Annotated in this window: 18 protein-coding genes, 1 tRNA gene and 1 pseudogene; 14 read left to right on the top strand and 6 right to left on the bottom strand. The window is 45.5% G+C overall.

All coding sequences use genetic code 11. The features are described from left to right. Window positions 1-163 precede the first annotated feature (163 nt). The 5 genes from G7Y39_RS11765 (at window position 164) to G7Y39_RS11745 (ending at window position 5,367) form a co-directional block, all read left to right on the top strand. Window positions 164-1,792, top strand: coding sequence for a fumarate hydratase (locus G7Y39_RS11765; protein ID WP_165157650.1), 1,629 nt, complete (start codon window positions 164-166; stop codon window positions 1,790-1,792). Window positions 1,793-2,252: 460 nt separating this feature from the next. Then, window positions 2,253-3,992 carry a tetratricopeptide repeat protein gene (locus G7Y39_RS11760; RefSeq protein ID WP_165157649.1) on the top strand — a complete coding sequence of 580 codons (1,740 nt, stop codon included), beginning with the start codon at window positions 2,253-2,255 and terminating at the stop codon, window positions 3,990-3,992. Between the two features lie 101 nt (window positions 3,993-4,093). After that, window positions 4,094-4,438, top strand: coding sequence for a DUF3244 domain-containing protein (locus G7Y39_RS11755; protein WP_241160033.1), 345 nt, complete (start codon window positions 4,094-4,096; stop codon window positions 4,436-4,438). Window positions 4,439-4,453: 15 nt separating this feature from the next. Next, window positions 4,454-4,825, top strand: coding sequence for a hypothetical protein (locus G7Y39_RS11750; protein ID WP_165157647.1), 372 nt, complete (start codon window positions 4,454-4,456; stop codon window positions 4,823-4,825). Window positions 4,826-4,947: 122 nt separating this feature from the next. Continuing rightward, a complete protein-coding gene (locus G7Y39_RS11745; RefSeq protein WP_165157646.1) occupies window positions 4,948-5,367 on the top strand; it encodes an outer membrane beta-barrel protein in 420 nt (139 codons plus the stop codon). Between the two features lie 156 nt (window positions 5,368-5,523). Here G7Y39_RS11745 and G7Y39_RS11740 read toward each other — a convergent pair whose 3' ends face one another. Beyond that, the gene (locus G7Y39_RS11740) at window positions 5,524-7,755 is read right to left on the bottom strand and encodes a polyribonucleotide nucleotidyltransferase (RefSeq protein WP_165157645.1); all 2,232 of its coding nucleotides are present in this window, start codon (window positions 7,753-7,755) and stop codon (window positions 5,524-5,526) included. A gap of 203 nt (window positions 7,756-7,958) precedes the next feature. On the opposite strand from G7Y39_RS11740, the gene G7Y39_RS11735 reads away from it, so the two are divergent. The 3 genes from G7Y39_RS11735 (at window position 7,959) to G7Y39_RS11725 (ending at window position 10,193) form a co-directional block, all read left to right on the top strand. After that, window positions 7,959-9,116, top strand: coding sequence for a TlpA disulfide reductase family protein (locus G7Y39_RS11735; RefSeq protein WP_165157644.1), 1,158 nt, complete (start codon window positions 7,959-7,961; stop codon window positions 9,114-9,116). 197 nt (window positions 9,117-9,313) lie between these two features. Further along, window positions 9,314-9,784 (top strand): transcription elongation factor GreA, encoded by a 471-nt coding sequence (gene greA / locus G7Y39_RS11730; RefSeq protein ID WP_165157643.1) that lies wholly within the window; start codon window positions 9,314-9,316, stop codon window positions 9,782-9,784. A gap of 13 nt (window positions 9,785-9,797) precedes the next feature. Further along, window positions 9,798-10,193: an HIT family protein gene (locus G7Y39_RS11725; RefSeq protein ID WP_165157642.1), complete on the top strand. Its 396-nt coding sequence runs from the start codon at window positions 9,798-9,800 to the stop codon at window positions 10,191-10,193. Window positions 10,194-10,425: 232 nt separating this feature from the next. Here the strand turns inward: G7Y39_RS11725 and G7Y39_RS11720 are convergent, their stop codons facing one another. Beyond that, complete coding sequence (locus tag G7Y39_RS11720) at window positions 10,426-11,538, bottom strand: PspC domain-containing protein (RefSeq protein WP_165157641.1); 1,113 nt, start codon at window positions 11,536-11,538, stop codon at window positions 10,426-10,428. Between the two features lie 12 nt (window positions 11,539-11,550). Continuing rightward, the gene (locus G7Y39_RS11715) at window positions 11,551-11,877 is read right to left on the bottom strand and encodes a PadR family transcriptional regulator (RefSeq protein ID WP_057317559.1); all 327 of its coding nucleotides are present in this window, start codon (window positions 11,875-11,877) and stop codon (window positions 11,551-11,553) included. Between the two features lie 187 nt (window positions 11,878-12,064). Here G7Y39_RS11715 and G7Y39_RS11710 point away from each other — a divergent pair, with 187 nt between their 5' ends. From G7Y39_RS11710 to G7Y39_RS11700, 3 genes are all read left to right on the top strand, one after another. After that, complete coding sequence (locus G7Y39_RS11710; protein ID WP_165157640.1) at window positions 12,065-13,870, top strand: long-chain fatty acid--CoA ligase; 1,806 nt, start codon at window positions 12,065-12,067, stop codon at window positions 13,868-13,870. Window positions 13,871-13,929: 59 nt separating this feature from the next. Then, window positions 13,930-15,055, top strand: a protein-coding gene (prfB, locus tag G7Y39_RS11705) for a peptide chain release factor 2 (protein WP_165157639.1) whose coding sequence is annotated in 2 segments (ribosomal slippage) — window positions 13,930-13,992 and window positions 13,994-15,055 — 1,125 coding nt in all. Because the reading frame shifts where the segments join, the coding sequence is not laid out codon by codon here. Window positions 15,056-15,132: 77 nt separating this feature from the next. Next, window positions 15,133-15,206: transfer RNA gene (locus tag G7Y39_RS11700), tRNA-Ile, on the top strand. Between the two features lie 54 nt (window positions 15,207-15,260). Here the strand turns inward: G7Y39_RS11700 and G7Y39_RS11695 are convergent. Next, window positions 15,261-16,406, bottom strand: a complete 1,146-nt coding sequence (locus tag G7Y39_RS11695) for a DUF6051 family protein (protein ID WP_165157638.1) — start codon at window positions 16,404-16,406, stop codon at window positions 15,261-15,263. 410 nt (window positions 16,407-16,816) lie between these two features. Between G7Y39_RS11695 and G7Y39_RS11690 the strand changes: the two genes are divergently transcribed. Then, the gene (locus tag G7Y39_RS11690) at window positions 16,817-18,499 is read left to right on the top strand and encodes a carboxylesterase/lipase family protein (RefSeq protein WP_165157637.1); all 1,683 of its coding nucleotides are present in this window, start codon (window positions 16,817-16,819) and stop codon (window positions 18,497-18,499) included. A gap of 210 nt (window positions 18,500-18,709) precedes the next feature. On the opposite strand, the gene G7Y39_RS11680 is transcribed toward G7Y39_RS11690, so the two are convergent. After that, window positions 18,710-20,770: an alpha-L-fucosidase gene (locus tag G7Y39_RS11680; RefSeq protein WP_165157636.1), complete on the bottom strand. Its 2,061-nt coding sequence runs from the start codon at window positions 20,768-20,770 to the stop codon at window positions 18,710-18,712. Window positions 20,771-20,898: 128 nt separating this feature from the next. Between G7Y39_RS11680 and G7Y39_RS11675 the strand changes: the two genes are divergently transcribed. Beyond that, a complete protein-coding gene (locus tag G7Y39_RS11675) occupies window positions 20,899-21,519 on the top strand; it encodes a CatA-like O-acetyltransferase, family 2 (protein ID WP_165157635.1) in 621 nt (206 codons plus the stop codon). A 136-nt stretch (window positions 21,520-21,655) separates the two neighbouring features. On the opposite strand, the pseudogene G7Y39_RS11670 reads toward G7Y39_RS11675, so the two are convergent. Further along, window positions 21,656-22,020, bottom strand: a pseudogene (locus tag G7Y39_RS11670) (DNA-binding protein); the annotation flags it as partial. Between the two features lie 185 nt (window positions 22,021-22,205). Between G7Y39_RS11670 and G7Y39_RS11660 the strand changes: the two are divergent. Then, window positions 22,206-22,505 (top strand): hypothetical protein, encoded by a 300-nt coding sequence (locus G7Y39_RS11660; RefSeq protein WP_165157634.1) that lies wholly within the window; start codon window positions 22,206-22,208, stop codon window positions 22,503-22,505. The last annotated feature ends 246 nt before the right edge of the window (window positions 22,506-22,751 follow it).

Below are 22,751 nucleotides of genomic sequence, written 5' to 3'. Positions count from 1 at the left end.
TCAACTATAAAGTTACGAAAAATTCGCCACTTGACCATCTTTTTAGGCGACTATTTTACTGATAATCAAAGGGTTTAATGTGTTTTGTAGCATATCTGCCAAGAATCAAAAAATTAACGAACTATTGTTACATAAAACCAATATATAATTAAATTTTAAAGATATGGCAACACCTCCGTTTCATTACGAGCCGATGTTCCAAAAGGGACCGGACACAACAGAGTATTATTTGCTTACAAAAGATCATGTTTCCGTTTCTGAGTTTGAAGGGAAACCGATCTTGAAAGTCGCTAAAGAAGGTTTGACCGCTATGGCTAACGCCGCTTTCCGTGATGTATCCTTCATGCTTCGCCGTTCTCATAACGAGCAGGTCGCACAGATCTTAAACGATCCGGAAGCTACGGACAACGATAAATACGTGGCCCTGACATTTCTTCGTAACGCCGAGGTAGCGGCTAAAGGCGTACTTCCTTTCTGCCAAGATACCGGTACGGCTATTATCCACGGCGAGAAAGGGCAGCAGGTCTGGACGGGTTATTGCGATGAGGAAGCGCTTTCCTTAGGAGTGTACAAGACCTACACGGAAGAGAATCTTCGTTACTCCCAGAATGCCCCGCTTACTATGTACGACGAGGTAAATACGAAATGTAACTTACCGGCCCAGATCGATATTGAGGCTACGGAGGGCATGGAGTATGAGTTCCTTTGCGTGACAAAGGGAGGTGGTTCCGCTAATAAGACTTATTTATACCAAGAGACAAAAGCGATCTTGAACCCGGGTACATTGGTTCCCTTCCTCGTAGAGAAGATCAAGACGTTGGGTACGGCCGCTTGTCCTCCGTACCATATCGCGATCGTGATTGGCGGTACTTCCGCTGAGAAGAATTTATTGACGGTGAAGTTGGCCTCTACTCGTTTCTACGATAGCTTGCCTACGACCGGTAGCGAGGGTGGCCGTGCTTTCCGCGACGTGGAGTTGGAGAAAGAGGTATTGGCCGCTGCCCAGAATATTGGCTTGGGCGCTCAGTTCGGCGGTAAATATTTGGCTCACGATGTCCGTATCATCCGTTTGCCTCGCCATGGCGCTTCTTGCCCGGTAGGTTTGGGTGTAAGTTGCTCCGCGGACCGTAATATCAAATGTAAGATCAATAAGGAAGGTATCTGGATCGAGAAGTTGGATAGCCATCCCGGCGAATTGATTCCGGAGGAACTTCGCCAAGCGGGTGAGGGAGACGCTGTCAAGATCGACTTGAACCAACCGATGGCGGATATCTTGAAGGAATTGGATAAATATCCGGTGTCTACTCGTTTGTCATTGAACGGAACGATCATCGTGGGTCGCGATATCGCTCACGCTAAGTTGAAGGAGCGTCTGGATCGTGGCGAGGATCTTCCCCAATACATCAAGGATCATCCGATTTATTACGCGGGCCCGGCTAAGACTCCGGCAGGTATGGCTTGTGGCTCTATGGGCCCGACGACCGCGGGACGTATGGACTCATACGTTGACTTGTTCCAGAGCCATGGCGGTAGCATGATCATGTTGGCGAAGGGTAACCGTAGCCAGCAAGTTACGGACGCTTGTAAGAACCACGGTGGTTTCTACCTAGGATCTATCGGCGGCCCTGCGGCTATCCTGGCTCAGAACAATATCAAGAGCATCGAGTGCGTGGAATATCCGGAATTGGGTATGGAAGCGATCTGGAAGATCGAGGTAGAGAACTTCCCCGCGTTTATCTTGGTAGATAACAAGGGTAATGACTTCTTCAAACAGATCAAACCTCGTTGCTGATTCGCATTGATCGGTAAGATAATGAAAAGCGGTATCCGGTGGTAGGCTGGATACCGCTTTTTTGGTAGTATGACGGGCATGCCATACATCTGTGGTGAAAGTCCATAAGGGGCGTAGTTGCCGACGAACCCTAAAGCGACTTGCAAGTTTCAAGCGGCGACGCTTGGGAGAGAAGAAGCAATAGCGAAATCGTGGCCTGACGAACAGAAACCTAATACTAAGGCGCAGCAAGCGGACAAGCTGGCCATAGACATCCTCACACGCAAAGGCCTTGTAAGTTGCCTTGATTACTACACGATTAGACACTCTTTGAAAACAAATTAAACCGCCGTATGCCGAACGGCACGTACGGTGGTGTGAGAGGGAAGGAAACAAACTTGAAAGTTTGTGCAAATATCAATGAAACTATTACACTTTAATTTTTTACCTTTGTGATTGTTAAGTGATAAAACATATATCCATGCCTCGTATATACATCCTCTTGATGTCGGTCTTGATCTCGGCTTTTTATGCTTGCGATCATCGGGGGAGGCCTTATCCCGCTACCCTGTCGCAGATCGAATCCCTTGCGGATACAAATCCGGAGGAAGCCCGCCCTTTGCTGGATCGATTGCGGGACAGCCTTTCGTCCTTTGATGAGGAACAGCGTATGTATTATGACTTGCTCGACTTGAAGGTCAATGATAAGATGTATGTCCGGCATACTTCCGATTCCCTGATCAAGCGAATCACCGCTTTTTATGAGGTATATGGCGATCGGGATAAATTACTGGAGTCTTATTACTATATGGGCCGTGTCTACCGGGATTTGAATGATGCTCCGGAAGCGTTGAAGTATTTCCAAAAGGCGTTGGATGTGGCGGGGGATACGAAGAAGTACCAATTATTGTCAAATGTCTATTCGCAGATGGGGATGCTTTATGATTATCAGAATGTATATGAAGAGGCGATCCGTATGTATGAGAAAGCGGCCCAATACAAGTTATTAAAGGGGGATAGCACTAGCTTGTCTCTTGTGATGAGAGACATCGCACGGGTGTATGATGCGATTAATAAGAATGATAGTGCGGTTTTGTATTATCAAAAGGCCGCCGATATAGCGAAAGAGATAGGCTTGGTGCATCGCTATTCCGGTATATCAACAGAATTAGGAGATCTTCACCGGGAAATGGGACTTTATGATAAGGCTTTGGAATGTTTGTTTGAATCATTAAAAGATTCCGTAGGCCGGAATATGTATCCTACTTATTCTACATTGGGACATATTTATTTAGAGGTGGGAAGATTGGACTCTGCCGACTACTATTTAAGGAGATGTTTGGATAGTCCTGATTTATATGTGAGAGACGCTATTTATGAGTACTTGTCGCTTTTGTATGAGCGTCGGTTGAATTATCGGGAGGCTATTCGCTATGTCCGTCTTGGCCAGCAAGTGCAAGATTCCATCCGCAAGATAACCGATTCGGAGGAAATCCGTAAAATGACCTCTTTATATAATTATCAAAAGCGGGAAACTGAGAATTTACGGCTAAAGGGCGAGAATGACCGGATGCAGATTCGTATTTGCCGGATATTATCCTTGTTCGGATTGGGGCTTTCGATAACCTTATTGTTTATATATAGACTAAAACGGCAGAAAGAGCGGTTGGCTAGGCAGTTTGAGGCGCTTCAGCGGGAAAAGCAAGAACAATATGAGAGAAGTTTTCAATATGTAGAAGCGAATAACGCGAAATTGAATGAATTGGGAACCTTACTATCTAAAGACCATGAAGATACAAATTCATTGCTTCATGTGCGAAAAGAACTTTTGCAAGTGACCAATGAACAAATACAGTTGCGGCGTACCGAGCGTGATTTGTTAGAGTCGGATTTAAGGCATTCGGATATCTATATGAAATTCCATTCCACGAATGAGGCAGATCAGATAATCAGGGAAGAAGATTGGAATGCTTTACGGAAGGAGTTAGATAAGACATACAATAATTTTACGAATCGTCTATATCAGTTATATTCGGGAATGTCATTGATAGAACTCCGGATTTGTTACTTGATAAAGATATCAGTCAAGGTAACTGATATGGCAAAAATCTTGGGTCGCTCCAAACCCTCCGTATCCTCATCCCGTAAACGGCTTTATAAAAAAATAAAGGGAGAGGATGGAACCCCGAATGAACTGGATGAATTAATCGCTGGTCTTTAGCCTTATACAACTCTGCGAACAAAAAGCGAACAAAAAGCGAACAAAGTTTTAACCCCGAATCCAACCTTATCGGATACTTTTGCAATCAAAAAATGAATGGGATGAAAAGAATTTTATTTTTGACTTTGCTAAGTTGCGTGGGGCTGTGTACACATGTGATGGCTGAAGAGAAGAAAGGGGATCATGATAAAGAAGAAGAACGTTCTATATCTCATGCTCCGGTAAAAGTGGAAATTGTAAATGATGGGGTAATGCTTCATTTTATGGTTTCTTTTGACAATGTGTTTATACAGGTTGTTGATGATAGTGGGATTCCCCTCTTTGAGAGATTATTATCGATAAGTTCTCCGCAAAGTTATTATATTCCTGTAAGCACCCGTGAAAACCCATACCTTTTAATTGTAAGCGGGGATGATGTGTATCAAGAATTTCCAATTAATTTATAATTTAATTTTATTAAAGTGAATTTCAAAAGTTTATTTGTTTTAGGAGCGGTACTATGTGGATTTGCTTCTTGTGAGAGTTCTTTGGATGAGGATAACTTGATGTTGTCTAATTCAACCCAAGAAAATGTAGAGACTAAAAGCTTAGAGGGGGAAAGTCAATCTTTTACTCTTTATGCTTCTTATAAAGGTACGGACTACACTGTCAGTTGTGAACGCAGGAATGACTCTATTATCTACTTAGATGAAACATTTAAGGGGAAAACTCATTCGGATTCAAATTTGGATAATGTCCCTTGTGGTGATGATTCTTGGAGTGATAAAATTACATCATTTACTTTTTCTATAGAGGAAGTAGGAAAATACACTCAAAGCCCTCATTCTAGATAAAGATTAGATCGTTTTACAAGAGCAGCAAAGATAATTTAAATAACTTTGTTGACTCTTGTTTTTATTTCATTATAAATAGTATTGTATATGAGAAAACTTTGGTCTGCTTTTTTTGTTTGTGTATGCTTTTGGTCTCATTGAGTGTTTTTGCCCAACAAGGAGAGAAAAGTGTCGGGATAAATGTGGGTTACGGTACAGCAAGTAGTTTTGAGTCGTTTCGCTTAGGTGCTGAGTTCAATTGGAACGCAACGGATCATATTCGTTTGTCGCCTTCTTTCGATTGCTATTTTGCCAGTAGTACCTCTTATGTGGTTAGTGCGGATGTACATTATTTATTTCCGATAAAAAACACATGGCAGGTTTATCCTTTGCTGGGAGTCACTTATACTCATTTCATGAGTAATGAATTTGGGGGAAATATTGGAGCTGGTGTGGAATATCCGATTTCCTCGTCTTTTTATGTAAGTGCCGAAGGGAAATACCAGCTTACGAAAGATTTCCAGCAATTTGCTTTGGCGGCAGGTGTAGCCTATAAGTTTTAATAGGTCATTTGATACATCGTTCGACGGAGTATGAAGACTAAATTCGTTGGGAGAACGAGCTATAAGAACTTCTTAGGAGATGGAACGTCCTATAAAATAAAATCCCGGATAGCGTTTAATCTACCCGGGATAATATATAATGTATAAGACCTTATCTTAGTCTCTGTACTCCCTGCGAGGTCCGCGATCACCACGGTTCCCACGATCACCACGGTCTGGACGAGGTCCGCGATCTCCTCTTTCTGGTCTTGGCGGACGTTCCTCGTAACCTTCCGGTTTCGGAAGCAACACCTTGCGGGAAAGTTTGAACTTGCCTGTTTTCGGATCGATATCAACCAACTTGACAGAAACCGTATCGCCTTCCTTCAAACCAGCTTGCTCAACGGTCTCCAGACGTTTCCAGTCCATCTCGGAAATGTGTAGCAAACCATCCTTGCCCGGCATGAACTCAACGAACGCACCATAAGGCATGATAGAGGAAATCTTTCCTTCATAAACCTCACCGATCTCAGGAACAGCGACGATAGCCTTGATCGCTTTGACAGCTGCATCGATCGTAGCCTTATTCGTGCCGGAGATCTCGACCTTTCCTACGCCGTCTATCTCATCGATAGAAACCGTAGCTCCCGTCTTCTCTTGGATACCTTGGATAATCTTACCGCCCGGGCCGATTACCGCACCGATGAACTCTTTACCGATAATCATCGTCTCGATACGAGGTGCATGAGGTTTTAAATCTTCACGAGCTTCCGGTTGAGCCTCCAAGATCTTGCCCAAGATATGCATACGGCCCTCTTTCGCTTGAGCCAAAGCGTTCTCAAGGATCTCGTAAGACAAACCGTCTACCTTGATATCCATCTGAGTAGCCGTGATACCGTCTTTCGTACCCGTTACCTTGAAGTCCATATCACCCAAGTGATCCTCGTCGCCCAAGATATCAGACAAGATGGCGTAGTTCGTACCCTTGTTCTCAGAGATCAATCCCATAGCGATACCAGATACCGGTTTCTTCATCGGAACACCTGCGTCTCTCAATGCCAAGGTGCCGGCACAAACCGTAGCCATAGAAGAAGAGCCGTTAGACTCCAAGATGTCGGAGATTACACGTACTACATACGGATAGTTGTCCGGAATCATGCGTTTCAGCGCACGGTGAGCCAAGTTACCGTGTCCGATCTCACGACGCCCTACGCCACGCGTGGCTTTAGCCTCGCCTGTGGAAAACGGGGGGAAGTTGTAATGCAGAAGGAAACGCTCGTATCCATGGTTCAATACGTCGTCTACCATTTTCTCATCAGCCTTCGTACCTAAAGTTACCGTAGATAAAGACTGAGTCTCACCACGTGTAAAGATTGCGGAACCGTGAGGACCCGGCAGGCAATCCGTCTCGATCCAGATCGGACGTATCTCGGTAGTCTTACGACCATCCAAACGCTTGCCCTCATCAAGGATGGCACGGCGCATAGCCTCTTTTTCTACATCATGATAATAACGACCGATCATTTCCAGTTTCTCGTCCGTCAACTCCTCCTCGGAGAATTGAGCCTTGTATTCCTCCACGATTTTCTCGAAAGCCTCGCTGCGTTCGTGCTTGCCGCTACCGGATGTGGCTACGGCGTAAACCTTGGCGTAGCATTTGTCGTGTACATCCTTGCGCAACTCGTCATCGTTTACCTCGTGGCAATATTCACGTTTTACCAGTTTTCCGCAAGTCTCGGATAATTCCAATTGGGCCTTGCATTGTACTTTGATAGCCTCGTGAGCCACTTTGATAGCTTCAAGCATCTCAGATTCTTGAACCTCGTTCATTTCGCCCTCAACCATCATGATGTTGTCTATAGTAGCGGCAACCATGATGTCGATATCAGCTTTCTCCAATTCTGCGGAAGTTGGGTTGACGATGAATTTCCCATCCGTACGAGCCACACGAACCTCAGAGATCGGCCCGTTGAAAGGAATATCAGAAACTGCCAAAGCGGCGGAAGCGGCCAAGCCTGCTAATGCGTCCGGCAAATCTTCGCCATCCGCGGAGAACAATATAATATTTACATATACCTCAGCGTGGTAGTTGTCCGGGAAAAGAGGGCGCAACGCACGGTCTACTAAACGGGCTGTGAGGATTTCATAATCAGAAGCTTTTCCTTCTCTTTTTGTGAAACCTCCGGGGAAACGTCCAAAAGCGGAGTATTTCTCCTTGTATTCCACTTGCAACGGCATGAAGTCAACACCCGGGTTCGCGTCTTTAGCGGCGCAAACAGTGGCGAGCAACACGGTGTTGTTCATGCGGACAGTAACCGCTCCGTCCGCCTGTTTCGCCAATTTCCCGGTTTCGATGGTAATGGTTCTTCCATCACCTAACTCGATCGTCTTGTTAATTGGATTAAGCATAATCTTTTTTCTTATTTTTCTATCTGTCAAAAATTGGTGCAAATGTAGTGAAAGTTTGCCTGTAATTGCATGAAAATGAAAAGAAATAATAGTCTTAAAGTACTTTTTTGGGAAAAAGCCTTGAAGAAATATGGAATAATAGTGCCACAATTGTAAAATAATGTATATTTGCACCGGATTAGTAACATAGACAAATTGGAGTAATGAAACAAATATCTACGAATTTACTGGCAGTGCTGTGTGTTATGTCGCTTTTGTTCACGGCTTGTAAGAAGAATTCTGATTTTACGGTGGAAGGTGTGGTATCCGGCGCTGACGGCCAGATGATGTATCTGGAGAACGTAGGCGTTTCGACGGTAGAACTGATGGATTCTGTAAAGCTGACAGCGGCGGGTAGGTTCAGCTTTACGAAACCTCGTCCGGCATTTCCTGATTTTTATCGCTTGCGCCTGAATAATCAATTGATAAACTTCTCGGTTGATTCTACGGAGACGATCTCGTTCGTGGCCGATGCCGGGACTTTCGCTACTTCTTATAGCGTGGAGGGCTCCGAGAATTGCAAGGCGATCAAGAGTATTACCTTGGCTCAATTAGACGCTAACCAAGCGATCCATCGCTTACGGAAAGAGTTAGAGTCCGGTCTGGTGGCGGATTCTGCATATTCCCGTCAGCTGCTCGAGGCCGCTGAGGACTATAAGAACGTGGCGCGTAAGTATATTTATTCCGCTCCGATGTCCGCTGCTGCTTACTTTGCCTTGTTCCAGCAAATTGATGGCTTGTTGTTTTTCGATTTGTATGACAAGAACGACTCGAAGGCTTATGGTGCCGTAGCCACCAGTTTTGATCATTATTATCCGGAAAGCCCTCGTGCTAAGCATCTGTATAACTTGGCTCTTCAATCGATAAAGGTGATTCGTAGCCAGCGCCCGGTGGATTTGGATAAGGTGGAGAAGAAAGAGATTAGCTTCTTGGATATCGAGTTGCCGAATATACAGGGGGAAAACACGAAATTGTCTTCTGTCGCTACAGGTAAGGTGGTGTTGATCAACTTTACGGCCTATGTGTCCGAATGGTCTCCTGCCTTGAATATGGAATTTGGCGATTTATATATGAAGTACCACGACAAGGGCTTGGCGATTTATCAGATCTCTTTGGATAATGATCTCCACTTCTGGAAGAACGCAGCTTCTAATTTACCTTGGACTTGCGTGCGTGATCCACAGTCTGCTTACTCCCAGGCTGCGGCGTTGTACAACGTGAAACAGCTTCCTGCGATCTTTGTCTTGGATCGTAAGGGGAACTTGGTTAAACGGGTGGACGACGTGAAGAAACTTGAGGCTGACATCAAGTCGGTATTGTAAATTGTTCATGATTCAATCATCCGGCTTGTATGTTATAAAGCACTTTCGCAAGTTTGTCTATCTGAGAAAGATGATCTAACTTTGCAAAGTCTTGAACTGATAAAGAGGGGGAGTTCCGGCCATATGACGTGGTCGGGATTCTTTTTTATTATGCGATAATCAATCAATATTAATATAAAGAATAAGGAGGATTTAATATGGCTGCTAGTTATATGACAAAAGATGGCTACGATAAGATTTTAGCTGAAATCAACTATCTGGAGACTGTGAAGCGCCCTGAAATATCGGCTCAGATCGCTGAGGCGAGGGATAAGGGTGACTTATCCGAGAACGCCGAGTACGATGCCGCTAAAGAGGCTCAAGGTATCATGGAGGCGAAGCTTGCGCAGTTGAAAGGTTTGATCTCAAACGCCCGTCTGATCGATGAGAGTCGTGTGAAAACAGATGAGGTTCAGATTTTGAACAAGGTGAAAATCAAGAATACGAAGAATAACGCTGTCATGACCTATACGTTGGTATCGGATTCGGAGGCTAACTTAAAAGAAGGTAAGATCTCTGTAAGCACTCCGATCGCCCAAGGTTTGATGGGGAAGAAGGTAGGGGATGTCGTTGAGATCCGTGTGCCTTCTGGCTTGATGACGTTTGAGATTATGGATATTTCAATTTAAATAAGAAAGACGTATGGCAACTATTTTCAGCAGAATCGTGGCGGGTGAGATCCCTAGCCACAAGGTCGCGGAAGACGATGAGTTTTTTGCTTTCCTCGATATCAATCCGGTAGCCTTGGGGCATACCTTGGTAATTCCCAAGAAGGAGGTCGATTATATCTTTGATATGGATGATCCGATGCTAGGACGGATGGTCGCTTTCGCTAAACGGGTAGCTCGTGCCCAAGAGGCTGCTATTGTGTGTAAGCGTGTAGGATTGGCCGTCATGGGTTTGGAAGTGCCCCATGCGCATATCCATCTGATTCCTATCACGAAGGAGTCCGATATGTATTTCGGCGGGAAGAAATTGACTGTAAGTCAAGAAGGGCTGGCCGAGGTCGCCGCTAAGATTAGAAAAGAATTTAAATAATGGAATATAATTTTTTAATTATAAAAAATTGGTTACATTTGCACCTGTTGTCTTATGCGTGACAATACCACGCAGAGAGAGCAGCAATCATTAATATGATTCATTAGTGGTTTTTACTCATAAATTTGTTAACCTTAGAAGAAAGGCCCCTCTGTGACAGAGCGGCCCTCTTTTTAACACACAATAATAAACTGGCTAAATTTATACATTCATCTTACATCTCTGAATAGGGTTAAGGGAGCCAAACGGCATGCCTGTTCCAACCGTGTACACCGTCCCAGTAATTATGCCAGTCATACAGCATACCGGATTGATGGATATATACGCCACATAATACAAGGGAGATGAACCATATGGCTAATAATATCCACCTTGCTTGCGTCGGTAAGGGGCGTATCTTGAACAATTGGCTGCAAATCGCATATATCAGGGAGAATATGGGGATACCGATGAATAAGATCGTCCCTATGCATCCCATGATCGCCATTGACAACGGTGCCCCGTTTATCAAGTCCGCCCCGAACGGAGAGAGGTTATAGATGAATCCGGCTCCACCCATGAGTAACGCGAATGTTACGACTACCAGAATGAATACGACTAATACTAGCGGTGGCAACAAGAAGATTCCGGCTAATATGATGAAAAACTTCAAGATGAATCCGATGACCAGGACGAAAACATCTGCCAGCTTCTGGAAGAAGTTTCTCGGCTTATCCGAGCAGATAAAGTCGTTCACGTTATTGCTGACTTTCTCGAATCCATCTGTTACGGTCTTTCCGATATTCTCCACCGTGACGCTTTGTCCGCGCATCTCGAGTTTTTCAGTCGCTGTACGTGCCATCGGTACGATGATCCACAACGAAAAGTAAAGTGGAACCGTGACTCCATAGAAGAACATCAGAAGGAAAAGCACGATACGTACGGCAGTTGGGTCCCAATCCATGTAGGCGGCGACACCTCCGGCGACACCTCCTAGAATACGGTTGTCCGGATCGCGCATCAATCGTTTCTTGGTCGTCTGGGTATGAGTATCTTGTTGTTGCGTCCGGTAATTATCCCCGTGGTCGGTGTTTTTTTCTTCCTCCTCGAAAATTTCTTCCGGTTTACCCATTCGTTTGATCACTTCCTCTACTTGCTCGATCGTGATGACCTCGTAGCCTAAGCGAATACGCTCGTTGAGAAGCTCCGAGATACGCATCTCGAAATCATCCATGATCTCATCCGAACCCTCTTCTTTGCGAAAGAGGATGTGTAGGTTAGACAGATATCCGTCTAGTAATTGGTATGCGTCTTCGTCAATGTGGAAAACTGTGCCTCCCAGATTAACAGTAAGTGTCTTCTTCATCACTCTTTTGTTTTAATTGTTTCTGATGTGGTTTATTGTATCATTTAGTTCCTGCCATGAAGTCTCCAGCTCGCCGAGGAATAGTTCTCCTTTCTCGGTTAGTTGGTAATACTTGCGTGGTGGCCCTTGCGTAGATTCTATCCACTGATAACTTAATAGCTCGCTATTTTTTAATCGGGTTAAAAGAGGATATAAAGTGCCTTCCACAACGATCAACTTCGCTTCTTGTAACTTCTGAATGATATCAGAGGTGTAAGCGGGTTCCTTTTTGAGAAGCAGGAGGATGCAATATTCCAGCGTTCCTTTCCTCATCTGTGATTTTACGTTCTCTGCATTCATCTCTTTTAATTTTATGCTACAAATGTATGTATTACATATGTACTATGCAATACATACTACTATGAATTATCATTATTTAACTGAATGCTTGCACATAAAGAGCAATTATGTGTAAAAAAAAGGCTGATGTCGTGTCTTTTAGAAGAGAAAAACGTACTTTTGCGGCATCAATTCAAAATAAGGAATTATGATTTATTATCATTTTGCCGAGCTAATACACCGTCAGGCAGAGAAATATGGGAACCGTACAGCGTTGAAACACAGAGATAGCGCTACAGGGAAATGGCTGAAGATTTCTTGGAGGGAATTTTCCGATAAGGTTATGCTTACGGCCAAGGCAATGGCTGAGTTCGGGATAAAGGTCCAAGAGAATATTGGGGTTTATTCCCAAAATATGCCTCAGTGTTTATATACGGACTTTGGTGCGTATGGTAACCGGGTGGTTTCCATCCCGATGTATGCGACGAATTCTCCGGGACAAATCGAGTACATCATCAATGACGCTAAGATCCGCACGTTGTTTGTGGGTGAGCAATTGCAGTATAATAACGCTTTCAAGGTACAGAAGGACTCTAAGTATCTGGAGCGTCTGGTTGTCTTCGACCCGGCGGTCAAGATGAATCCGGAAGATAAAACATCTATTTATTTTGATGATTTCTTGCGCTTGGGAGATAATGCGCATGCGGAGAGTATGGTGAAAATACGTATGACGGAAGCCATTCCAAACGATCTGGCTACCATTATATATACGTCCGGTACGACGGGGGAGTCGAAAGGCGTAATGCTTCCTCATTCCTGCTATTTGGAGGCGATGCGGATACACGATATCCGTCTGCCTCTGGTAACCGACAAGGATCTATCTATGAGTTTCTTGCCAATGACACATATCTTCGAGAAAGCTTGGTGTTATTATTGTCTCCACAGAGGGATCACGATCGCCATTAATCAAGACCCGAAAATGATCCAGAAGACATTGCCGGAGGTCCATCCTACACTGATGTGCAATGTGCCTCGTTTTTGGGAGAAGGTGTATGCGGGCGTACATGAGAAGATCAATTCTTCTTCTCCTTCCATGAAGAAGATTTTCTTGGATGCGATCGAGACCGGGCGAAGGTACAATCTGATGTATAAGAATAAAGGTATTCCAGCCCCGCATAGTCTGAAACTGAAGTTCCAATTTTACAATAAAACGGTTTTCACCTTATTGAAGAAGGTATTGGGTATTGAGCGTGGACGGTTTTTCCCGGTGGCGGGCGCTCCGCTATCGGACACGATTAATGAGTTCTTGCAGTCCGTAAATATCCCGATCGCCTATGGTTATGGACTGAGCGAGACGACGGCTACGGTTTGTTTCTACCCGGAGATCGGATTTCAATTTGGTTCTATTGGTGAGGTGATGCCGGGAGTTCAAGTGAAAATAGATCCGGAGAATAGCGAGATCTTGGTGAAAGGCAAGACTGTGATGTCCGGTTATTATAATAAACCGAAAGAGACGAAGAAGGCTTTTACCGAGGATGGTTTCTTCCGCACCGGCGACGCTGGTCGTTTGGAAGGTAGTACGCTATTCTTTACGGAAAGAATCAAGGATTTGTATAAGACTTCTAACGGGAAATACATCGCGCCGCAAGCGATCGAGATGGTGATGAACGGTGATAATTATATCGAGCAAATCGCTGTTATTGGCGATCAACGTAAGTTCGTGAGCGCTTTGATCGTGCCGGCTTATCCATTGTTGGAGAAGTATGCCGGAGAAAAAGGTATCTCGTTCGAGAACCGGGAGGAGTTGGTGAAAAACAAGGATATCATTCGTTTCATCGAGGCAAGAGTGGAGGAGCACCAGAAGAACTTGGCTCCCTACGAGAAGATCAAGCGCTTTACCTTGTTGCCAGAACCCTTTGTGATGGGATGTGAGCTGACGGATACGCTTAAATTGCGGCGTCCGATCGTATTACAGAAGTACGCTAATCAGATAGAGACGATGTACGAGGAATAACGAGTTTGCCGGCTATCAACTATTTCGTATCTTCGCGGTGAGTTTAAAAAAAAGAATATATGATCACATCAGACCAACTACATGACGTATTGGAGCGCGATAAGGCGCTGAGGGGGTATCTTTGACATCGATAGCAAGACCATTCAGTTAGAAGAGGAGGAGCTACGTACGCAAGACCCCGGTTTCTGGGAAGACGCCAAACGTGCGGAAGTCCAGATGAAGAAAGTAAAGGAGCTAAAGAAGTGGATCGAGCTTTACGGTGAGGTGCATGCGGCGGCTGAAGAGCTAGAGCTGGCTTACGAATATGTAAAGGAAGAGATTATTACCGAGGAAGAGGTGGATGCGGCTTATAAGAAGGCCTTTCATTTACTGGAAGACTTGGAGTTCCGTAATATGCTTCGTGACGAGGCTGATCAAATGAGCTGCGTGCTTAAGATCAACTCGGGTGCCGGTGGTACCGAGAGCCAGGATTGGGCTTCCATGTTGATGCGTATGTATCAGCGTTGGGCTGAGAATAACGGTTATAAGATCTCTGTCGCCAACTATCAGGAGGGGGATGAGGCCGGCATCAAGACCGTGACTTTCAATATCGAGGGTGATTACGCCTATGGCTATCTGAAGAGCGAGAATGGCGTGCATCGTTTGGTCCGTGTATCTCCTTACAACGCTCAAGGTAAACGAATGACCTCTTTCGCCTCCGTATTCGTCACCCCGTTGGTGGATGATACGATCGAGGTAAAGGTAGAGACGGCGGCTATCTCTTGGGATACGTTCCGTTCGGGCGGTGCTGGAGGACAGAACGTGAACAAGGTGGAATCCGGAGTTCGCTTGCGTTATCAGTTCAAGGATCCGTATACAGGTGAGGAAGAAGAGATCTTGATCGAGAATACAGAGACTCGCGACCAACCCAAGAATCGAGAGAACGCTATGCGTCAATTGCGCTCTATCCTTTATGACAAGGAGTTGCGGCATCGTATGGCCGAGCAAGCCAAGGTGGAGGCCGGAAAGAAAAAGATCGAGTGGGGTTCACAGATCCGTAGTTACGTATTTGATGACCGCCGTGTAAAAGATCATCGTACGAACTACCAGACTTCCGACGTGAATGGTGTGATGGATGGAAAGATCGACGATTTCATCAAAGCATACTTGATGGAGTTCGCCGGAGAAGAAAGTGTGGAAAAATAAGTTTTCCCCTTTTGCATTTGTATATCTCGATAATAAATCGTAATATTGCACCCGATTTCGGAGCTAGGCTCCGAACAGGTCCTATAGCTCAGTTGGTTAGAGCACCTGACTCATAATCAGGGAGTCCTTGGTTCAAGCCCAAGTGGGACCACGATGAGTGATCGCTAAATAACGTGATGGCAGTTATTTAGCGACTTTTTTTGCTTTAGAGAAATGCCGCTGCCCTCGTGAATATGGAATGAAAGGCTTTGTTGATCAAGCCCGGATCGATACGGGAGTGTGTCGGGAAGGGTATTTGATGGGAGTATGTGAACGGGAAATCCAACTCTTCCAATATTTTGCCGGACGCTTTCCCTAAAGCCTTGATCACCCCACCGGTAGGCATAACGATATCCTTTCTCAAAGAGATCGCACGAATACGATTGCAAGCTCGTTGGAAGAACGACTCCCGGTAATTTCGTAAGACATCCTCATGTACCATGGCTTTAAAGGCTTGCTCCAGAGAATCATTCTTGAACGAGGTGGGAAGCGTACGATTCTCCAAGAAATCATGTCGGAAGTAATGGCGTACTTTGGCGAATGCCTCCTTGTCCATGATATCACGGGCATTGCCATTCATCTCACTGAAGATGGAGCCACCGCAAAACATGAATAGACGGGTGTCCGTAAACATCTTGTCCGGATTCGCCAATAGCAAGACCTGCGAGAGTAACGCTCCGATGGAGTAAGCGAATAAGTTGATGATCGTATCTTCCTTGAACAAAGGATGCTCGCCGTTTTTGATCTCATGAACCAATTGACACAGATTATAAACGGACTCTCTGCCCGAGGCGTAAAAGCGTAACGGGTTTTGGGATAGCCGGCTGCTGAGGGCCACGTTGGCGAAGGTGGAGTTCGTCACGTTCACTATCTCCTCCTTGCGTTTGCGTACCCAAGGGAGGATCGCGCGGGGATTGACCCATAGTCCCGGAGTACGGTTCATGTGGAAAGCGATCGGGAAGAGAATAACGGGCTTGCCGGTCGTATGGGTGAGGTATTCCGCCCATGTGAGGTATTTTCCCCAAGTCCGCTCGTTCAGACCGTGCAGCAGGATAATCGCCTCATTATTCTTTTTACGTCTCGAGGGCGTGAATACGACATACGAGAAAGATTTGTTCTCTTGGATACGATCGTCTGTCATCGGACAGAATCCGGTGGGGGTAAGTCCCTTTTGGAACTCGTCGATCTCGCTGGCACCGCGGGTCTGGATGAATCGAAACGGGATGATCTCCAGATGGCTCTCTCCCAATTCAGTCTTTTTGTCATAAGAGAAAAGGCTGTTCAGCTGCTTTGTACGAAGTGAAATATCCATAATCTTCTGTTTTTTTTACTGCAAACAAACAATAGGATAACATCTCTTCAGAATAAATGGTTTAAACAGGCTTTCTTAGGAGCATACGGTAAGCAGGATATCGTGAGGCATTCTCTTATATCTTTTTCCCTCCATCTGTCCTGCGTGCAGTGTCGCCATTGGAAGCGGTCTTTGCCAAGTAAAAATGGGCGTTAAAGCTGAAAGAGAGAATGTTTACGTTTACGTTCTTTGTCTTCTGAAAAATTTTCTGTAACTTGCCGCTGTTTATCAGTCAGATCAGCGCGGTAGCCCATTTTATTGCTCTATAAATACGATTGCTATATCCAAAGATGAAAATGGATTAAGAACTACCGGCTGATAAACTTTTAAATGAATTCAAAACAGTTTCTAACATTAATAGTTGTGTTTTTATGCAGATGGATAGACGACAATTCGTGAAAAACCTAGGGCTGGGAACAGCCTCTTTAGGTATGGGAAGCTTGGTAACGGCTTCCTCATGTGTTCCGTCCGGGGATTCCTCCCTTAAACAAAATGGTAAGGAAGGAGAGGATGGACAGTTTTTATTTATCGGTGACGATATCGCTATTGCCCAGACAGAGTATGGGAAGGTGAGGGGATATCTGTTGAATCATGTGTATACATTCTTGGGAGTTCCCTATGGGGCTGATACATCGGGAAAAAATCGCTTTATGCCTCCTCAAAAGCCAGAGCCGTGGACTGATGTGAGACCGGCGGTTTTTTATGGGAATACGGCGCCGCAACGTATGGAGAACCGGTGGCCCAATAATTACGGAACGTTTGCCGATCATTGGAACTACTGGGATGTGAGTGAGGATTGCTTGTGTTTGAATGTATGGACACCGGGCATTGCGGATGGTAAGAAACGTCCCGTGTTGGTGTGGCTGCATGGCGGCGGTTTTACAAATGGTAGTGGGATCGAGCAGGATGGATATCATGGAGAGAATATAAGCCGGGAAGGAGATATCGTATTCTGTTCTATTAACCATCGGTTGGGGCCGATCGGTTTCTCAGACTTCTCTAGTGTTGGAGGAGAAGCGTATAAGGATTCCGGCAATGTGGGGATGTTAGATATCATTGCCGCCTTGCGATGGGTACATGATAATATCGCCAATTTCGGTGGGGATCCCGGGAATGTGACGATTATGGGACAGTCCGGAGGAGGTGCCAAGGTCTGTACGGTTGCCGCCATGCCGGCGGCAAAAGGGTTGATCCATAGAGCTGTGGCTTTAAGTGGATCTGCGATAGGAGCTTCCGATCAGTCAATGACCCGGAAAGTGGGAGAATATATCTTGAAAGAAGCGGGACTGACCGCTTCCCAGCTGGATGAATTGCAGAAAATACCTTGGCGGGAATATTTGGATATAGCGGATAGGGCTTGTAAAAAGTGCTGGGAAGATCAAGGAATTAGCATGAGACGCTCTTTCGGTCCTGTTGCCGATGACCGGAATATCCCGGCTAGTGTATTCTACTCCGGAGAGAACCATTTGGAGTCTCCTGTCGTCCCGATGATATTCTGCACGACTTTCCATGAGTGGAATCCAAACAGGTTGGATGCGGCTTTGGAAAAAATTACTCAAGACGGTGTGATCGAGAAACTGAGAAGTCGATATGGAGATAAAGCAGAATCGATCGTGAAGGCTTACGCTAAGAGTTTCCCGGATAAGACTCCGGTGGAGCTTTGGGCGATGATTTTGTCTTCCCGTCAACGAGTGGTTGAGGCGGCTAACGCAAAATTAAAGCAAGGCCAGCCAGTATATGTGGCTTGGTTCGGCTGGTGTTCGCCCTTGTTTAATAACCGTATGCGTGCGTTCCATTGCTCGGATATCTGTTTCTGGTTTAAAAATACGGATCGGATGTTTACCCATACGGGTGGAGGTAAGGTGCCTCGTGCGTTGTCGGATAAGATGTCTGGCGCTTTGTTGAATTTCATGCGGACAGGAGATCCGAACGGAGGAGAGCTGCCCGTTTGGCCGAAATACACGGAAGAAAATGGAGAGGTGATGATCCTGGATAATACGTGTGAGGCCCGGAATGATCCGGATCGGGAAGCCCGTAAATCTTTGGAGGTTTGATGTGTCGCCTCGTGGGTTTGCCGATGATCCTTCGAAACGGAAGGAGGGCTTAACCCAGATGCGATATGATATAGAGAGGGTAGCGGGGATCAGGCGAAAAATTTTTCGCCCGATCCCCGCTCAATCAGTTACCCAGTTGCATCGTGCACGGTTTCCGGAGTATTCCGGGCGTTAGCGGGCTTCTGTCTTATCGGATTTATTAGATATTCCTTATTCTCCCGTAATTACCGAAAATTCACCGATACCCGCTTGTTTTTTATTATCTACGATACGAGTCGCTACCAAACGGATTTGATCCCCTTTCGTTATCGGGAAATGTACGACTTGCTCGATAGGGTTAGCCTTGATATTGGAGAATTCGCCTTCGGCTACCTTCTTCCCATTAATATACAATTGATAGTTGGAGATATGGCCGCTTGCGTCACGCCCTTGGTTTGGGGTGTAGCGGAATCCGGATATAGGCATTTCTTTCGCTAATTGTACGACCAGCTCCTGTTTCCCTTGAGGTAAATAGTAGGTCGTGTAGCCATCTCCGTCTAGGATCACGCTGCTTTTCTCATCTTTCGGGGACACGATCGTGTAATCACAAGCGGGAATATCGAACGTTTGCGTGGAAACCGGGCTGACTGTATCGAAAGTCGGATCATAGGCAATCGCCTTGACAGTTCCTTTTTGCGCGAAAGCGAATGGAGCCTGGTAAAGCGGTGAGCCCTTAGTCGGATCTGAACCGTCGGTGGTATAATGAAGCTCGGAGCCTTTATCTCCTGCCAGTATGGTTACCTCGTCATTGATATTACGGGCAATCGTCGGCTCGGTCGCCAGAGCGGGGGCAAGGTATGCCTCCACGTTATTGATACAAAGCGGTCCGCGTGCGTCCGTGAAGTTGATCCGTATCTTTTCCACTTTCTCGGTCCGGAAACGGACAATTCGCTTATATCCGACAGTTGTCGTAGAGTCTACGGTCTGTGCCGGAATCCACTTTCCCTCTTGCTCGAGTTCGATGTTGAACGAGCGCACGCGCTGTCCTAACGGGATATATTCTTGTATTACCAAGCGGTTTACATCGGTAGGATGGGTTAACGTAAAAGTCAATGAACCACTGGTCACTCCATCATCTGTAGCCCAATAGGTATCCCAATCTCCATCTACTGTCTTATTGGGACTGAAGTTACGCCCCCTTTTATTGCTAGCTTGCACATAGCATCCTTTCAAAAGATTCTCCTTAAAGTCGTTTTGGATGGTTTGATACCATTGTACGGCACGGGCGGAGTCTACCGGACTTATTTTCCCGTTCAACGCTACGGGGAAGTTCAATAAGAAATTGGCGTTATGCCCGACACTTCGGTAATAAAGATCGACTAATCTTGCCAGAGATTTGACTTGGTGATCTTCTCGAGAGTGATAGAACCATCCCGGACGGATAGATACGTCGCATTCTCCACCTAGCCACATCGGCCCGTTCTCATCCCCCCATACACTCTGTTGGAAAGTAGGCATGGAGGGTTCCGGAGCGAAGATGCTCCATTGGGTATCACCCGCCCAACCTTCCTCATTACCGATCCAGCGGATATCGGGTACTGTCCCTCCGAAAACCATGATGTCCGGGTGGTGCGCCTTGATCGTGTCACGTGCTCGTTCATATTGATAATAGGTCTTGGCATCGATAGCACGGGTTTCATTCGCGCCGCCATACCAACCATTGCCACCGTTTGCCCCATCAAACCAATATTCGAACAACGGGCCATAGTTGGAAACCAATTCATGTAATTGGGCATGGAATTTCTCAACATATCCCGGTTGCCCGTAATTCTCGCTGTTCCTGTCCCAAGGGGAGAGATAAACACCAAATTTCAGCCCGTGTTTCTTACAAGCGTCGGATAGTTCTTTCACCATATCCCCGTTGCCATCTTTCCATGGAGAATTCTTTACGCTATATTCGGTTGTGGCGGTGGGCCATAGACAGAACCCGTCGTGATGCTTGGTGGTTAGGATTACACCTTTCAATCCGGCGGCTTTGATCGTTTGCGCCCATTGATCACAATCCAGATCCGTTGGATTGAATGTGGAGGCGGGAGTGTTTCCGTATCCCCATTCCAGATCATTGAACGTGTTTAATCCGAAATGGACAAAGGCGTATGTTTCCATCTTATGCCATTCAACCTGTGCCGGCGTGGGAACGGGCAGGATAGGGGCGGGTGCTGTCGCTTCTTTACAGGAGAAGAAGGAGGACAATCCGAGCCCCAATAAAATAGAGGAACTCAAGTACTTCATTTTTATTTATATTTAGATGAGACTTCAAATATAGGGAAAAATGGCAAATTCTTATTCTCAATCGTTCGTTAAAAAACAGATATCATCTACTTTTGCGGTTTCATTTACGAACTTAATAACAGAAAAGTATGAAAGAAGTCAATCCTCAGACAACCACTCGTGCACACGCTTTTGAAATGTGGATGAACGCCCCAATGCCGATGGTAACATTTTTCAAGACACTTGATGTGTCAAATCTTTTAAAAACCAGCAAAAAGAAAAGACTGAAATTCAATATGCTGATGTGCTATTGCATTGGAATGGCTGCAAGTAAAGTCAAAGAATTTTATATGCTTCCCGTGAGTGGTAAGTTGATGCAGTTCGATACTATTGCAGTAAACACCATAGTTGCTAATAGTGTTGGCGAGGTAAGTTCGTGCGACCTCCCTTTTAGCAAGGACTTGGCACAGTTTAATAGCGACTATCTGCGACTTACAAAACAGGTGGCGGAGAACTGCGTTGACCTCGACCTCTCGGCAGAGAGTATGGTTATCGGCACCTCGGCATTGGCACAATATGAAATTGATGGTGCAGTGGGTATGTATAGTGGCATTTTCAATAATCCGTTTATGATTTGGGGCAAGTACAAGCGTGCATGGTTTAAAACTACTCTGACCGTATCTTTCCAGTTTCACCATACTCAAATGGATGGAGCACATGCATCCAAATTCTTGGGGTATATCCAAAAAGAGATTGATAAGATTGAATAAAACTTTCTAGCATCAAGAGTTACCACATTGTGGCAAAGCAATGAAGCGCCACCGCCGCCGACGCAATACTCGACCGGATGGTGCACTGTGCCATACGTTTTTCATTAGATTAAGAGCATCATCAAGCGTTCTTTCTCCTGATGAATCTTTTCAAGCAATACGCTTGCAGGTAATCTGCTATATTACCATGATACGCATCCCGGAAACTGAAATCCCTTGAAGCCATTTTGGTCCTGGCATCATTCCTTTAGCATTCTCTTTGAACACAGCCTTGTAGATAAAATCTGTAATCTGAGAATACTTATATGTATGATGTCCATCCACATATTGATTGATGGCAGAAGTGAGATTTTTCCGATAGTTTTCTTCTGTGATTGCGGCAGGAAGATAATTCACATCTCTACGATTAATATATTTTGTTCCTCCACCTGTCTTTTCATTGATGGTAGTAATCACAAAATCCAAGATAAGATTACGGACTTTCTTAGCTTTCTCACTCTCATGATCGAGTGCGGCACGCTTCTCAAAATATTGTTTGAGCAGTAAACACACGACTCTTTTCTCCGACTTCATCGCTTATAAGCCATTTCCCTGTTTTCTGTTGCTCTGCAAGTACCACTTTTAGTCTGTTCAAATTAGCCATGAGCAAAATTACAAATATTCCGTCGGAATAAAGAGTTTTTTCAGTGAAAAGCGCAAAAGTTCAGTTATTTCCCACCACTGTCTCCTGCTTCCGCGAGCCGGAGCGCCTCGACGCGCCACTGTATCTTGCGCAGACCGGAATTAAGGCGAAAACAAGAGCGTTTTTACGTATCACGCCGACGCGTTTTCGTGTACTTACGTTGGAGCAAGATGCCGAAAAAGCAGGTTTTTCGCTCACGGAATCGCCGGAAAAAACGCCTTTTCGCGATCACGGAGATCACGTCGGAACAGGTAAAAGCCAATTTCTTGCGCCCTGGGCAGGAGAAGGGGAACAGCGACCCTGAGAAACCCGAGAACACTGAGGATCAAAAGGATAAGCCGGGATCAACGCCGCCTCCCTAAAGGGAGCCAGGGCGCAAAGGGCGCAAAAACAAGACCTCCGCTAAAAAATATATATATATAAAAATATTCATCTTACTGTGTAAGTACGATGTAAATTTATATATATATAAAAGTTTTTATAAAGGCACGTAAAGATGCGCCCTTTGCGCCCTGCTCTCCTCGTTCGTCTCCCACCGGGACCCGGCCGG

This window comes from Parabacteroides sp. ZJ-118 (assembly GCF_011038785.1).
Taxonomy (GTDB): Bacteria; Bacteroidota; Bacteroidia; order Bacteroidales; family Tannerellaceae; genus Parabacteroides.
This window is presented reverse-complemented; position numbering and strand designations above follow the sequence as displayed.